This window comes from Rhodopirellula islandica, from assembly GCF_001027925.1.
Taxonomy (GTDB): Bacteria; Planctomycetota; Planctomycetia; order Pirellulales; family Pirellulaceae; genus Rhodopirellula; species Rhodopirellula islandica.
In genome coordinates, this window is record NZ_LECT01000036.1 from 11,107 (window position 1) to 25,629 (window position 14,523).

General features: G+C 59.4%; 8 protein-coding genes. 1 reads left to right on the forward strand and 7 read right to left on the reverse strand.

All coding sequences use genetic code 11. From position 1 onward, the window contains the following. Positions 1–106: 106 nt before the first annotated feature. The 5 genes from RISK_RS17750 to RISK_RS17775 all read right to left on the reverse strand — a co-directional run bounded on the left by RISK_RS17750 (position 107) and on the right by RISK_RS17775 (position 10,582). On the reverse strand, positions 107–6,334 hold the full coding sequence (locus RISK_RS17750; RefSeq protein WP_047815676.1) for a hypothetical protein: 6,228 nt from the start codon (positions 6,332–6,334) through the stop codon (positions 107–109). 248 nt (positions 6,335–6,582) lie between these two features. Further along, the gene (locus tag RISK_RS17755; RefSeq protein ID WP_083435030.1) at positions 6,583–7,794 is read right to left on the reverse strand and encodes a DUF1559 domain-containing protein; all 1,212 of its coding nucleotides are present in this window, start codon (positions 7,792–7,794) and stop codon (positions 6,583–6,585) included. A gap of 199 nt (positions 7,795–7,993) precedes the next feature. Further along, positions 7,994–8,179 (reverse strand): hypothetical protein, encoded by a 186-nt coding sequence (locus tag RISK_RS17760; RefSeq protein ID WP_047815678.1) that lies wholly within the window; start codon positions 8,177–8,179, stop codon positions 7,994–7,996. Positions 8,180–8,476: 297 nt separating this feature from the next. Next, entirely contained in the window at positions 8,477–10,072 is a 1,596-nt protein-coding gene (locus RISK_RS17770) for an aldehyde dehydrogenase (NADP(+)) (RefSeq protein ID WP_047815680.1), read from the reverse strand. A 162-nt stretch (positions 10,073–10,234) separates the two neighbouring features. Continuing rightward, positions 10,235–10,582 (reverse strand): ArsR/SmtB family transcription factor, encoded by a 348-nt coding sequence (locus tag RISK_RS17775; RefSeq protein WP_047815681.1) that lies wholly within the window; start codon positions 10,580–10,582, stop codon positions 10,235–10,237. Positions 10,583–10,667: 85 nt separating this feature from the next. Between RISK_RS17775 and RISK_RS17780 the strand changes: the two genes are divergently transcribed. Then, positions 10,668–12,350, forward strand: coding sequence for an FAD-dependent oxidoreductase (locus tag RISK_RS17780; RefSeq protein ID WP_047815682.1), 1,683 nt, complete (start codon positions 10,668–10,670; stop codon positions 12,348–12,350). Positions 12,351–12,380: 30 nt separating this feature from the next. Here the strand turns inward: RISK_RS17780 and RISK_RS17785 are convergent, their stop codons facing one another. Both RISK_RS17785 and RISK_RS17790 read right to left on the reverse strand, forming a co-directional pair. Next, positions 12,381–13,595, reverse strand: a complete 1,215-nt coding sequence (locus RISK_RS17785; protein WP_053061218.1) for an NAD(P)/FAD-dependent oxidoreductase — start codon at positions 13,593–13,595, stop codon at positions 12,381–12,383. A 9-nt stretch (positions 13,596–13,604) separates the two neighbouring features. After that, positions 13,605–14,360 carry a TIGR04282 family arsenosugar biosynthesis glycosyltransferase gene (locus tag RISK_RS17790; RefSeq protein WP_047815683.1) on the reverse strand — a complete coding sequence of 252 codons (756 nt, stop codon included), beginning with the start codon at positions 14,358–14,360 and terminating at the stop codon, positions 13,605–13,607. Positions 14,361–14,523 lie beyond the last annotated feature (163 nt).

Genomic DNA, 14,523 nt, shown 5'->3' on the forward strand with positions numbered 1-14,523 from the left:
TTTCCTTCGCTGTCAACAACGCGATTTTGTTTCGTTGGCACTTGCGAGGCGGGTCAGTGTAGCGAACTTGGTTGCTTCGATGAGAGGCCAGGTTTGACCAATCGGACTAACTTTCCCAACTCGCCAATTGGTTGGCCCATTGGTTCAGTCGCGGTCGATGCTTTTCAATCATCGCCAATCCTGTCAGCAGCAGCAGTCCGGTCGTGATCCCAAACGCCCACCACGGCCACACCGCATCGATCGCTTGCGTGGAATGCCAGACCATGCTGGTCACGCCGAGGAACACGAAGATGGTGCCGAGATACAGGAACGGTTTGACTCGCAGCACCACGCCGAGCGCCATGCCGGCCAGAGCAAGCAGCACCAAAATCACCGGCCCCCATAGCGAGCGACCGATTTCAGACAGCAGCATGTCGGCCGTGCTGCTGAGGTAGATCACCAAGGTGCAAGCGTACCGAATCGCAGATCCCATGGCCGCCTCCAAACGCTCGCGTTGCAGGTGAGCGACCAGCAAGACGCAGGCGGCGGGCGGGATCAGCCAGGCTTGCGGGTGCGTGATGAAGTCCCAGCCAGGCACCTGGGTGAGCGTTACCCACAGGGCTGCGTTGGCAAGCACGACGGTGGCGATTCGAGGCAGCCCATTCTTCCACAGCAGCGACATCATTCCGTAGTAAATCGCACCGACCAGCAGCAGGCCTTGGTAGGACGTTGTGCCACGAAAAAAGGTCCAGGACCAACTCTCGGACTGGGTCACAACCGCGTACGAACCGCTCAGCCAGAACCCCACGACGGGGATCATCGGCAAGAACATGGAGGTGCGACGCATCACGTCGGCCAACACTTTGTCGTCGCGTCGCATCGCCCACTGGGTCAGACCAACACTGGCGAATGCGATCACCATCACCACGTACGGCCAGACCTGTCGCAGGCCCATGAAAGCGATTCCGGTTCGGCACAGGAACAAGTGCAACCAAGTTGTCGCGGCAACCCCTTGGGCGATGTACAGCAACCATTTCCGCTGCGAATCGTTGAGCTGCACGCTCAGCAGAGAATTGGACAACCGGGAGTTGGGCAGTCCGGTGTTCGGGCCCGTCAGGATTGCCAAGGCACCCGCCATCGCCGCCAGTCCGCCCAGCGTGATCGCGACGGCGATCACCACCGGCATGCTGATGCCAGGGATGCCAACCACTGGCATCCGTACCGCAGACTCCAGCGCCAGCATGATGACCAGGGATCCGATGGCGACGATGCCCGAGATCAGCCCGCCGCGGGTCAAGGCTTCGCTCCAGCGATCCAGGAAAGGACCCTTGAGCAACTTGGGGATCGCTAGCAACAACACCGCCACCATCAAGACGCCGGCAATCAGCAGTCGCATCACCGCGATCAAGGCGGGGTGCTGCAGCGGCAGGCCGGTCAGCAACGCCATCAAAGCGATCGACCACAAGGCAATCGCAACGGTGATGTGACGTCTTCGCGAGGTGATGGCAGCGTTGTTGGCGAGGTTTCTTTCGGACAGTTCAAAGAACACCCAGGCGAGAACGCCGGTGGCCAGGATGCAAACCCGCGGCCATGGTTCATGGGTGTGATCCAGTACCAGCCAGCAGGCCAGCAGGGAACTCAGTCCAGCCCACAGCAGCGTCACCTGTTCGAGCGAATTGGCCAATCGCAGGCGAGCGTGTCCAAGCAGGGAAGTGCCAAACGTCCAAGCCACCAAGGCCGCCGACACGACCAGGTGAGTCACCGCCAACCCTTCGTTGGTTGTCAGGCCAGTTTGCGATCCAATCCAAAGGGCGACTTCGCTGACCGCGATGCAGGAGAGCACCACGCTGACAAACCAAACCGTTCGTCCGCTCGGCCGCAGCCAGGCGGACGCGGCGACCAATCCGAGCGAAGCCAATGTCAACGTGCCGCTGGTGACGCCGATCCAACCGGAATCAGCGAAGGCCGAGTTGGGCAGTGCAAGGTGCGACTCGATCCAACCGAATGCCGCGATGGGGACCATGGCACAAGCGGTTTCGATGTCGGCCAACGGTGCCGATCGATCGTTTCTGACGCTTCGCCAGACGATCACCCACAACGCCATCCAAGCCAGCCAAATGGATGTCGGATCAAACTTGGCCACGGCAACGACGGGATCCAAGACTGTGTTCCAGAGCAAGAACCCACCCACCCCAACGGTCATCCATCCCAGCATTCGTGGCAGGATGAAACGCCAGTCCCAGCCGGCGAGTGAGGTGACCGAACCGATTGATTGCCAGGCCGGACGATGGTCGCTGATGACGTTGTTTTTCGAGTCGTCGTCGCTGGTGTTCACTCGCCCCAGCCGAGTGCAAAGGAGCCCTGCCACGGACAGTCCAAGGACCGCCAGGAAAGACAGTTCCCAAGGGGCAGTGTGGTTGTCAAACAACGCAACCCAAGCCATCAAGAATGTCAGTGAAGTCAGGTGCCACGCGTGCAGTGGGATGTTTCGAATCCAGTGTAGCACCGCCGACCCAATGGACGCGGCGAGCCAAAGACCGCTCAGGACAACCAGTGCTGATTCAGGCTGAACCCACTGCATCCAAACAATGAAGACGGTTGCGTGCCCGGACAACAGGCTGATTGCAAACGGCCAAGCGTCGCGAGCCGGTGTGACGACGCATCTCAACGCGATCGCGGCGGCAATCACCGATACCAAGCCACCGACGGGCAGCGTCCACAATGAAGAGGGGGGTTGCAGCATCGTTCCGGTCGATGAATAAGCCGCCAGCCCAGCTCCGATGCAGGATGCCAATCCAACGGTCAAAATCCAACACCGCGAAAAATAGGGTCCCGCGGTGGAGCGTGGTGGGCCGTCGGCAGGTGAACCCAAGGTGCTGCGAACCAACCGATGCAGCAACCACCACGCCAGTGACCCCAGCACCGACATTTGTGTCCACACCAAAGGCTCGTTCGCAAACGGAACTCGCGTGGCGATCGCTGGGGTGGCAACACCAATCGCCAGAGGCAGCAAGGTGCTGGAAAGAAGCGAATGGGAATTCGCTTCGCGTTTGGAGTCCGCCTTGGAGGACAGCAGCCCGACCGATGCGATCACCCACCAACTGGTCACCGCGAGCGTGCTGAATCGATCCGGTGAAAGGTTGTTCGACAGAGGTGCGAACCAGCCTGTCGCCAGCAACACAATTGATCCGGCTGCGACCAGCCCGGCGAGCATCGCGTGGATCACCGAACGCTCGGACGTGCTCGGCAGCAAGAATGCAGTCAGCGGATTTGGATGGCTCGATGCAAGCGATCCGCTGCCGAGTGGCAGCCAGGGGCTGAGCATGGCTTGGGACCGAAATTTCCAGGTCAACAAAAACGCACAGGCGAGCGTGGTGGTGATGACCAAACAGGCGGAGGCGGAGTTGGTCCACGCCAGAGAAAGTTGGCTCGCGAGATACAAGCTGGCTGCGCCAAGCAATCCTAGGAACCAATCTTGCCAGCCGTTTTCGGACCAGAGTGAATCTTCGGCGTGACGTCGTGAGAGAACGAACAACGCGGCCGTTCCCGCGATCAATCCCAAGCAGGCTGCTGATTCAAACCAAGCAAAATTCGCCGCGGCAATCCATTCGTTGGTGGGCCACTGCGCAATCGCTTCCAAGGGTGCCGCCACAATCGCGGCGTACTGGCGAGCGACGGTGAAGATGAGCGTGCCGGTCGCCAGCATGGCGAACAGGCCATCAGGCAGTTGAGCCCAATTCAGTTTGCGATCAGGAAACCAACTTCGAAGTGGTGCGACCATTCGAATGAGCATCCAGATCGCCGATGTCGCCGCGAAGATTGCCGCGACCCACCACGTTGCAATTCCGCCCAGCCACGATTCGGAATGCCAAGTCATCACGCCCAGCGAAGCGGTGAGGGTGGTCGCGACGGTGATCGCGGAGAGGCCCATCGAAGTCTGTAGCCAACTTCTTTCTCGCAGCAAGATCGCGACCCCGAACAACGCGGTCACCAGCAGCCAAAGTTGACCGCTGGCGGACCACCACCCGGGCGCTGTGATCTCGTTGGATGAGAGCGACAGCAATCCAATCCCGCCGAGTGCCGCAGCAGACAGGCATGCCGTCACTCCTGCCGACAAAGCATGACGTCGCAGCGACACTTTGCTTGCTCGCGAAAGCGAGTTGGGTGGCTCGGTTGAGAGGTGTTGTTCGTTGACGTTGGATTGCCGGTGGAGCAGGTGCTTCGCGAGCAACGCGGCCGTCATCAACGACATCGTGACCGCGAGTCCGATCCAAGGTGTCAGGGTGAAATCGGTTTGGAGACGCCCATCCGTCCAGGTGAAAAATCCGAGCACCGAGGTCCAAAAGGCGACCAAGATCACCGGTGTTGCCAGGGAGGCTCGCGAATCTTTGAAGGAACCCAGGATGCATCCCAAGGCGGACAATCCGAGCACCACATCGACCAGCATCGGCGGGACCTGACCAAGCCACGCGACCGGGGCAACGCTGAGTACCAACGCTTGGACAAACGCGAGTGCACCCCAGCCGCAGGCCGCCAGCCAGCTAGCAGTGACTTGGTTGCGAGCCCATGATTTCCCTGTCGCGAATTGGTCCAGGGCGAAGCCAGCCCCACCCAGCAGCGCGGCGATTGCAAGCGATGTCACCATCGGTTCGCCGCCCAGAACCAATCGCCACATCGGCAGATCGCCCCAGTTCATGTCACCCATCCAGACAGGAGACGACAGCATCGCGGCGATCCCGAGTGGCAGCGTTGTGCCAATGAGGCGAGAGAGTTGCCGGAGTGTGATCGAGGCCGCGCCCCACGAAGCCGCCGCAACCACCGCATGCATCCACATCCAGTCCAGTCTGCGAAGTGAAGCGGGCAAGATCGCCAGCACCGCGGCCATTGAGAGCACTGTCAGAACCGTTGCGATCAAATTTGAGTTGGCCATCCAGCCACGCTTGCGAGAGCCGCCGGTAGCGGGGACCGCGTCGACGCGAAACTTCAACATGTCGCTGTGGCAACTCGATGCAATCGCGATCCAAAATGGAATCGATGCGATCGCGATTTGAATCCAAGCGGTCTGCACCGCGAATTCGTTTTCCAGATTGCTGAACAGGAATGCAGCGTAAACCAGAACGCTGGCCATCGCCGAAGACGCGATCCCGAGCGATAGCCAACGATTTTTCCAGTGCCTTGGTCCGCCCAGGGAGGGCCCTCGCCCGTGCGAATTCAGGTGAGTGCGGCGTTGGCGTTGTGGCCAAAGCAACGCTGCCGCAACGCAGATCGCGGGAACCAAGATCGCAAATCCCGCGTGGGAGCCGAGCATGCGTGCGGCGGTCGGGAGCAATGGCAGTGAGAGCGTCGGTGCGATGACGCTGGCGGTCATCGGCAACGCATCGGCACGCCCGACCAAGCTGCGTGACGATTGCAGCAGCAGCCAACCGCAGCCCGCCAATCCAGCCACGATCGTGCCCAGCGTTGTGGGCTCGGAAAGCGAAACCGAATCCAGTCCTGCACCCGCCGCGGCCATGCCAGCCAACACGCACAGTGGGACCAGCAGCGTCGCAATGATCAACACCGCGCGGCTGGTGTGGCGCAGCTTCCATCGCCGCACCGTGTACAAACCCGCCGCGAAGATTGCCGCGTCGGCGGACATGAAGATCAACGAGGGGACAACTCGGTGGGCGGACGTCAGCGTGTTCCAAAGGCTGACGACCAGGCCAATCGAGCAGACCACGACCAGCAATCCAGCGACCAGTTCGCCCCAACGAATGTTGTTGCGAGCCAGGAACGAAGTGATGACTTCCGACAGCGCTCGCTTGGGCGTGCTTGGGACCGGAGGATCGTAGACGGCTTCAGCGGTGACCGCTTCTGCGACGAAGGGGGCAATGGCCACCGGTTCAATGGCCACGGGTTCGGTTGGCGACGTTGCGATCGACTTGGCTGCGATCGGGGGGAGGGAATCCGCGATTGGTTGGGGAGTCGCAGCGGTTGTGGCGGGAAGAATTGGCTCGACAACCGGTTCGACGTTCGTCGGTGTCGAGTCCAGGGCCAAGTCATGGGCGGACGCTTTCAATCGGCCGGCGGTCTCTGCATCGACTTGGCCGGTCGCGGTCAACGCATCCATCATTCTTGAAAACGCGGCCAGGTCCGCGGAGGCTGATGGTTGGTCAACAAAAGCTGTCGAGCTTTTCTGGTTTTGGGGGGTGGATCGCTGCGTTTCAGGTGTTTCGACCCGGGGTGGTGGTGATGGATAGAGCGTTTTGGGAGCGAACACCAGGCGAAAGATGGTCGCGAAGACGACCCAGGTCAGGTGCCCGACCATCGTGATGATCAGCCAACCGATCGCAATGAAAAACAGCACTTCCATCATGGAAACCGCAGCAAGAAGCAGGGAAGGGACCGAAACGGTCGGATACAGGCCAATCTAGGCCAAGTGGTTCTCTGCTAGAGACCATGGAGAGGAAAATGCTTCGGGCGGATGCGATTTTTCTTGGTTGGTGGAGGACGATGGGGGCGTTTCGAGTTGAGATCCGCATGAAAAAAGGCCACACCGATTGGAAATCGATGTGGCCTGGTCTTCAGGTTTCTGAGGGGCGCGAACGGAGTTCGCCAATCAAATCAGAGGGTGGCTTCGTTGGCTCGGGTCTCTCCTGAAGATGCCGTGCCCATGGCACCCCAGACGCCAAAGGGACTTTCGACACCGGCGTCATGGCCGGTTCCGGGCCCACGTGGGGTCACGGTTGTGTTGCTGTCCATGCCTTCGGTCGAGGCGTTGATCGAGTCGGTGATGAATTTGATCGAACCGTCGGTCATCAGAACGTGGGCTCCTCCTTGGTGACGGCTGGTGACGCTGTAGACGCCACCGGTCCAGTCTGACCCAGGGCCGGTGCTGTAGGTGCAGCTCACGCTGTTGGGGCCCAAGATTGTGTTGATGGCTGAGTTGCAGCTGACGGAATCGGTCCACCAGCGGCCGCGGTTGGATTGTCCGCCGTAGCTGCCGTAGCCGATCAGTTCTTGGCCGGGGGCATAAAACTGAGGACGCTCAGGATCAATCGTGTTCTTGCACTGAACCAGGTCGGTTTGGAAGTCCTGGCTTCCAAAGACTGCCGCGGTGCCGATGATCGAACGGTCATCGAGGAAGTTGGCCATTTCACCCATGATGATGGTTTGGCTGGTTCCGTCCAAGCAATCGCGGAATTTTTTCTTGTTGTTCCATCTCCACATGCCACGCCACACGGCATCATCGCCTGCCCACTCATAGCCAGGGTCGGTTCGTTGGTCACCGTCAAACCAATAGAAGGTGATGTACCGAGCCGCGTCTCCATAGCAGAACGCATAGTTGGTGCGGCCAATGGTATCGCCTTCGGCAGGGTCTGATGGACAACGCAACGTTGGGATTTGGAAACGGTTGGGAGTGTAGTCGGAACTCCATGGGAACCCGCCAAATTTGACGTAGGTCGTGCCACTGTCACTCGTATGGGGATTGGAAATCATCTCCCAAACGGCTTGCTGTTCCATGAAGGGCGTCATGGCCACGGTGGGACCCAGTCCACGCCATTGGGTTTGAGTTGCGACGCGACTATAAGGAAACGTGTTGTAGGCCGCGTGGTAGTTGTGAAGTGCCAAGCCCATCTGTTTGAAGTTGTTGCTGCAGCTCATTCGTCGGGCTGCTTCGCGAGCGGCTTGGACGGCGGGCAGAAGCAAACCCACCAAGACGCCGATGATCGCGATGACGACCAAGAGTTCGACCAGGGTGAATGCCGAGCGAGTCATGCGACTCGGGACAGGTTTGGGGCGATTGTGCCCCAGCGGTGAATGTGTAACGGACATCGATGCACCTAGGAGAAATGTGGTCAACGGACCACAGGAAGTTCGGAAGGAATGAAAATTCAGGATCGCCCGCCCATGAATGAGCTGGTGTTGTTTCCTGAATGAATTGGGATTTCGCCTCTTCCAAATGGATGCAAGTGAATCGCACCGCTTGTGTTGCCCGCCTGTTCATCGCCATGCCATGAACGGCGATGGGGCCTCATTCCGTCGGTCGCTCTGTTGCAGTCGCGTTGGCTCCGCCCATGATTTCTTCCACCGATGCCTGTTCGTCATCCGCGGCATCGAGGGGCAGCAGTTCCGTTTCGGAGCTGCCGCATCCGACCAAGGCTGTGAGAAGGAGGCCTGCGACCATCCATTTGCCGATTTGGCTCATCGGTTCTGTCATCTTTGCGTCCTGTCAGGTCATGAAACCAAACGGCCGGCAAAAGTTTCAGGATTCGATTGCTCTTTCAGTCGGCCACTGCAATGACCATAAGCACTTCGTTTTTAGATGCCAAATATCAATTGCGGTGGGTCGGGTTCTAGTACCGCGAAATTCAAAGGGTCTGAAGCGCGAGGGTGATTGGGAACTGTCAGCATGCTTCCGAAACGCCCCGGTGAAGGGCGTGGTTTTGAACGCTGATTTCTTCTGCAAAAAATTCAAGAAAGTTTGAGCTTTTTTGCTAAGAGCCCGGCTTTGTGCCTAGGAGATCACGTCTTGAGTCCAGGCTCCATCCACCAATCGCCATGTGTCGGGGGTTGGGGGCGTGGATTGCAGCAGAGCTGGTAAGCGGGAGTCTTTGACATTGTCATAACTCGTGAGCTTGCCAAACCGGATCAAGGAACCGGGGACTCCAACGGCAGTGAATCCGGGGTGCCCGGTCGCTGGGTAAGGGCCACCGTGATTCATCGCCGCGCTGACGGCCACACCGGTTGGCATTTTGTCATTGAGGATGCGGCCCACTTTGGGTTCCAGCTCAAACGCTACTTGCGTGTAAGTGTCTTCATCAGCACCTTGAGTCGCGGAGTAGATGCATCCGGTCAGGTTGCCTTCCAAGTGGCGGATCGCTTCGCAGAGTTGTTGGGTGTCGTCCGCGACCATGATCAACGATGCGTTTCCAAAGGCTTCGGTTTGGAAGCCTTCCGGATTGCCAAGGAACGCTTCGCCGCTGGTTTTCAACAATGTGTTGGCCATCGCACAGCGGTCCGTTTCGGCTTCGCCTCCGCCGGCAAGCAATTCGGCACCAAAGCCGACGAGTGCTTGGATGCTCTTGCCCAGAGAAGACGCGACAGCGGGTGACAGCAGGGTTCCGGCCGGAGCGGCGGTGAAACGCTCTTTCACCGCGGCGATGAATTTGTCCGTGGCTTGGCCTTGGACGAGCATCACCATTCCCGGGTTCGTGCAGAATTGCCCGGTGCCCATCAAGACGCTGGTGATGAACTCGTCGACAATTGCATCGCCGCGTTCTTCGAGGGCTGCAGGGGTGATGACCACGGGATTGACGCTGGAAAGTTCCAGGTAGATCGGTTTGCCGGCTTTGTCAGCGGCTGCCTTCAAGGTCAGGCCGGCGCCTCGACTGCCGGTGTAGCCGGTTGCTCCGATGCGTGGATCGGAAACCAGTTTTTCGCCATCCGAGTGGCTGGTTCGGTAAATCAGCTGCACCGTCGCGGCGGGGAGTCCGGTCTCAGCGAGGGCTTCGAGGGCCAGTTCGGCAAACAGACGTGTGGTGTCAGGATGCGAACTGTTGGCTTTGCCGATCACCGGGTTGCCGGCTGCGATGGCGGCGGCGAAATCGCCACCGGAAACGCTGCCGAACGCGAACGGGAAGTTGTTGGGGCCAAACACGCAGACGGGACCCAGTGGGCCCAAGCACGAACGAATGCCCGCTTGGGTGTCGATCGTGGGCATGGCCCAGTTGCCCGTCCGGCAGGCTTTCGCTGCGGCACGCAATTGATTGCTGGTTCGAGGCAGTTCGACGTCGGCCAAACGGGGCGAACGCGCCAGGCCGGTTTCAGCAAACGCGGTTTCGACCAATTGATCTTTGGCTGCGTCAATCTTGTCCGCGTACGCTTCGATGAAGTCAGCGATTTTGGCAGGCCCAAGTTTGCGAAGCTCCGTGGCGGCTTCGACGGCGGCATCGAGTGCCTCGTCGCAGTCTTTCCAACTGCTGACGGGGAACGTGGCGTCGAGTTTTTCGTTGCGATTGGGATCGGTGGCTTGGAAGGTCGACTCGGTGTTGGCTTCACGCCAAGTTCCAGCGATCAAAACAGGGTGAGTGGCGGGAGAAGCGATGGACATAGCAGGCAATCTTTCTGCGACGAGGTGTGACGGACGCGAAGGAACTCGATGGAGTTCGACCTGTATCGTCAATCATTCGCCGGGTTGTCTCAAGCGGTCACGTTTCAGTTGCCACAGGCCAAGCATCGGAACGCATCTGATCGCGGCGCAACTGGGGGTGGATCAATCGTCCCCCAGAAACCGTGACTCAACGCAAGCCATCAACTGGGTCAGGTGAGGTTCGACCACCTGGTAGTACACGCGGCGACCTTCGCGTTCGCTGTCCAAAAAGCCACATCGCTGCAGCAGTCGAAGGTGCTCGGATGCCAGGTTGTCTGCGATTTCGCAGTCGGCGGCAATTTCACCGACGGTGTAACGACTGTGCAGCAGCAATTGCACGATCCGTAGCCGGACCGGATGAGCCAGCGTTTTCAGGCATTCCGCAGCTTCGGAGAACGCTTGCACGTTTCCCGCAGGCTTGGTGGGGGCTTCCGAGACACGTTTGCTGGTGCGAGGTTTTGAAGCGGCCATGGCGGAGTGGCAGTTGCACTGAAGTGGGGGAATCGATATTCATGTGTCGTGATGTTACGAGATAACGACCAAAAAGGATAGTTAAATGTCGGCGGATTCAAATGCACCCGTTCGTTTGGTGATCGTTGGTGGTGTTGCGGGAGGGGCTTCGGCCGCCACCCGTGCCCGGCGGATGAATGAACAGGCCGAGATCATTTTGTTTGAAAAAGATCATGATGTCTCGTTCGCGAATTGTGGGTTGCCCTATCACATTGGTCAGGAGATCGAAGATCGAGACGCATTGGTGGTCGCTTCGGCTGACTTTTTGCGACGACGGTTCCGGTTGGATGTGAGGACGCGAGAAGAGGTCGTGTCAATTGATCGTGCCAACCAAACGGTGACCGTTCGGCGTCACGGGGTCACGTCCGGGCAAGACGAAACGTACTCGCAAGCCTATGACAAATTGATTTTGGCTCCGGGGGCTTCACCGATCGTGCCGGATCTTCCCGGCGTTGACGCGGACAATGTGTTGACGCTCAGGAATTTGGTCGACATGGATCGAATCAAGGCTCACGTGGATTCCGGTGCGGTCCGTCGGGCTGTCGTGGTTGGAGCAGGTTACATCGGGTTGGAAATGGTGGAGCAACTACGCCTTCGCGGGGTCGCCGTTGAGTTGGTGGAACTGCGTGATCAAGTGTTGCCGTTGCTTGATCATGAAATGGCCCAGCCAATCGAAGATGCTTTGCATCGAAACAATGTTGGGGTTCACTTGGGCGTCGGGCTGCAGTCGATTTCGTGTGAAGGTGGGACTGCCACTTCGGTTTGTCTGAGTGACGGGAAAAAACTGTCAACTGAACTGGTCATCCTGGGCATCGGCGTGCGGCCCAACGCTGGCTTGGCGAGTGAAGCTGGACTGGAAATTGGCGGCACGGGCGGGATTGCGGTGGACGAGTTCTCTCGCACCAGTGACCCCGACATCTACGCGGTGGGGGACGTCTCTGAACCGGTGTTTGGCCCGCTGGGGAAACCGATGCGAGTGCCTTTGGCTGGACCTGCGAACCGTTCCGGTCGATTGGCTGGCGAGCATGCGGTGACGGGGGAATCCGCTGCCGCGACGCCGGTGTGGGGGACCAGTGTCGTGCGAGTGTTTGACGTTTCCGTTGGGATGACCGGTCTGACGCGAGCCTCGGCAGAACGATGTGGGAAGGAAGCGACCAGTGTGACGATTGTCGCCAAGCATCATGCGGGGTACTTTCCCGGTGCGGAAACGATGACGCTGAAACTGGTCTATGAGCCAGGGACAGGCAAGGTCATGGGAGCTCAGTGCGTGGGCGGCGAAGGCATCGACAAACGCATCGATGTGATTGCCACCGCGATGCACTTCGGGGGAACCGCTCGCGATTTAACCGGTTTGGATTTGGCCTACGCACCGCCATTTGGTTCGGCCAAGGACCCGGTGCACATGGCTGGTTTTGCGGCCTGCAACGCACTCGATGGCATCGAATCCTTTCGAGATTCGGATGCTTCCCTCAGTGATGTTCAGGTGGTCGACGTGCGTGGTGCCACGGAAATCGAAAAGGCACCGCTTCAGGAAGCCGCCGGGGCGATTCATATTCCGGTTGACGAACTTCGTGATCGCTTGGACGAGTTGGACCGCCATCAGCCAACCGTTGTCAGTTGTGCGGTGGGAGTCCGCGGTCACATTGCCGCTCGGATTCTGCGGCAAAACGGCTTTGACGTTCAAAACCTTTCCGGTGGAGCAACCGTTCGCAATCGATGCTTTGAGTGAACGGAATCAAACCCTGGGCAAACCAAACGGTCACCGCGGTGCCGTTTGCTGTTTGCCGACGGAGAAGTCGGACAGTTCCATGAAGGATGGTTTGCCCTCGATCGCATCGGCCATCGCGACAGCGGTTCCGCACGCCAAGTGGATCCCGCTGCGGTAGTGCCCACCCGCGACGAACAGACGAGGCTGGTCCGGCACGCGGCCAATCATCGGGAACCCATCGAAGGTCATGGGACGGTGTCCCGACCAGTGGGAAGCGACGCTGGCTGATTCCAATTCAGGGCAAACTCGATTCGCGAAGTGTCGCAGTCCTTGGATGACATCGTCGGTGGTTCCCGGTTCGAACCCGACTTCTTCTTCGCAGGAACCGACCAACACGTTCCCGTCCCCTCGAGCGACCAAGTAGCGATTGCCAACGTTCAGAACGATGGGGTCGGTGAAGGTTTCGCTGTTGAGCAGCAGGATTTGACCGCGGATCGGAATCACCGAGGAGTCCAATCGGGCTTCGGGGAAGATGCTTCCCATCGAAGCGCCACCACAGAGGACCGTGCGTTCGCTTTGCAGCAGGTGATCGGTCGCATCTCGTGACTGAATGGTCGCGGAGCAGCCCGCTGCGTGGGAGGAAAGGTTGAGCAGTGTGTTGTGGGGAAGCAGCGTCACGCCTTGGCTTTGGCAAGCGGTGGCCAGGGCGGTCAGCAAACGTGGAGGTCGAATTTGATATTCGTCAGGCGTCCACCAGGCCGCACTGGTCGGATGGGATTGGATCCACGGATTGGTTTGAGCCCAGTTCTTCAACCGAGGTTGCCGGCGCAGCAGTTCTGATTCATCGATGCGCTCGCATTCCACCGCGAGGTCGGCCCAGTACGACATCATGCCGGTCAGTGCAGAGGCTTCGCCAACCGTTTCTGCCAAGTACAGCCCGCCGCAGCGAATCAGTCCGGGATCGATGCCGGTTTGATCCAGCAGCTGCTGAGACCACAGCGGCCACAGCGTGTGGCTGAAGCCGCGCAGGCGATCAATGGGATCGGTCGCACGATCAAAGTTGGCGGGGGGGAAGATTCCCGCGGCGGCCCACGAGGTTCCGTGAGCGATCGGGCCTTGGTCGATCACCGTCACGTTTTCGCCCCGGCGGACGAGTTCCCAGGCAATGGAAAGTCCGATCACGCCGCCCCCGACGATCAGCGTGCCGGTGGATTGGCGGTCGGAAGGGGGAGGGGCGTCGCTCGATGCGGGATGGATGGTAGACAAATCAGATCGCTAGCTGGAAAGGATGCGGCGGAGGTCTCGTGCGAGTTCGATGTGGGGGGTGGGGGCACCTGCATTGTCGGCTGGATGTTCGATTTGATGAAGGAGGGCTGTCAAATCTTCTTCCGTGTCGATGTCGGACCGGACGGGCAGCCTGCCAATCCTTCGCCCCATCGACTCAGCCGCGGCAACGGTGCGTTGGAAAACCTCGTCGGTGCTCCAGGGAATGTTGCTCCACAACGTGTCGAGAATGGGACCGGCGAGAGGGCCGGAAAGCCCGATCAGGTAGTAGCCGCCGTCCGCCGCCGGTCCCAGCACGAGATCATTTTCGCGCAAGAGTCGATCGGCCTCGTCGATATCTGCGGAAGTCAGCAAGGGGCAATCCGCTCCAATCAAAATCGCGTGAGTGCGGGGCAGAGCAGGGCGGTCAGGCAGGTGGTCGGCAAACCAGCGTCGCATGCGATCGCCCAGATCCCCATTCCCCTGGTCGGTGAGTCGCCACTTCGCTGGCGTGACTTGGGTCAGGTGCGAAACCGATTCGATCGGCGTGACCACCCAATGCCGCTCATCTCCCCAGTCCCGTAGTTCGTGGAAGAGTTGGTCGAGGAATCGTTGGTGAATTTGGGCCGCATGGTCGAATCCGATGGTGGCACCCAGTCTTGTTTTGACCTTCCCAGGGGCTGCGACTTTGGCCATCAGGCCGAGTTTGCGGACGGCCCGGCAGTGGGCCTCCTGGGATGGATTCGAAATCAGGGATGGATGGGGCATGAAATTAGCTTTGAGAGAGTCAGGAATCGGCCACGCTCGCGACCACTCAGCGATGGCGGATTGGTTTACAATTCCGCCCTCCGCGGTGGGCAATCCCGCAATTTCGTTCTGCCAGACGTGAGTTTTTGGTTAAACTTGATTGAGGGTGCGGTCGGACGCGGAT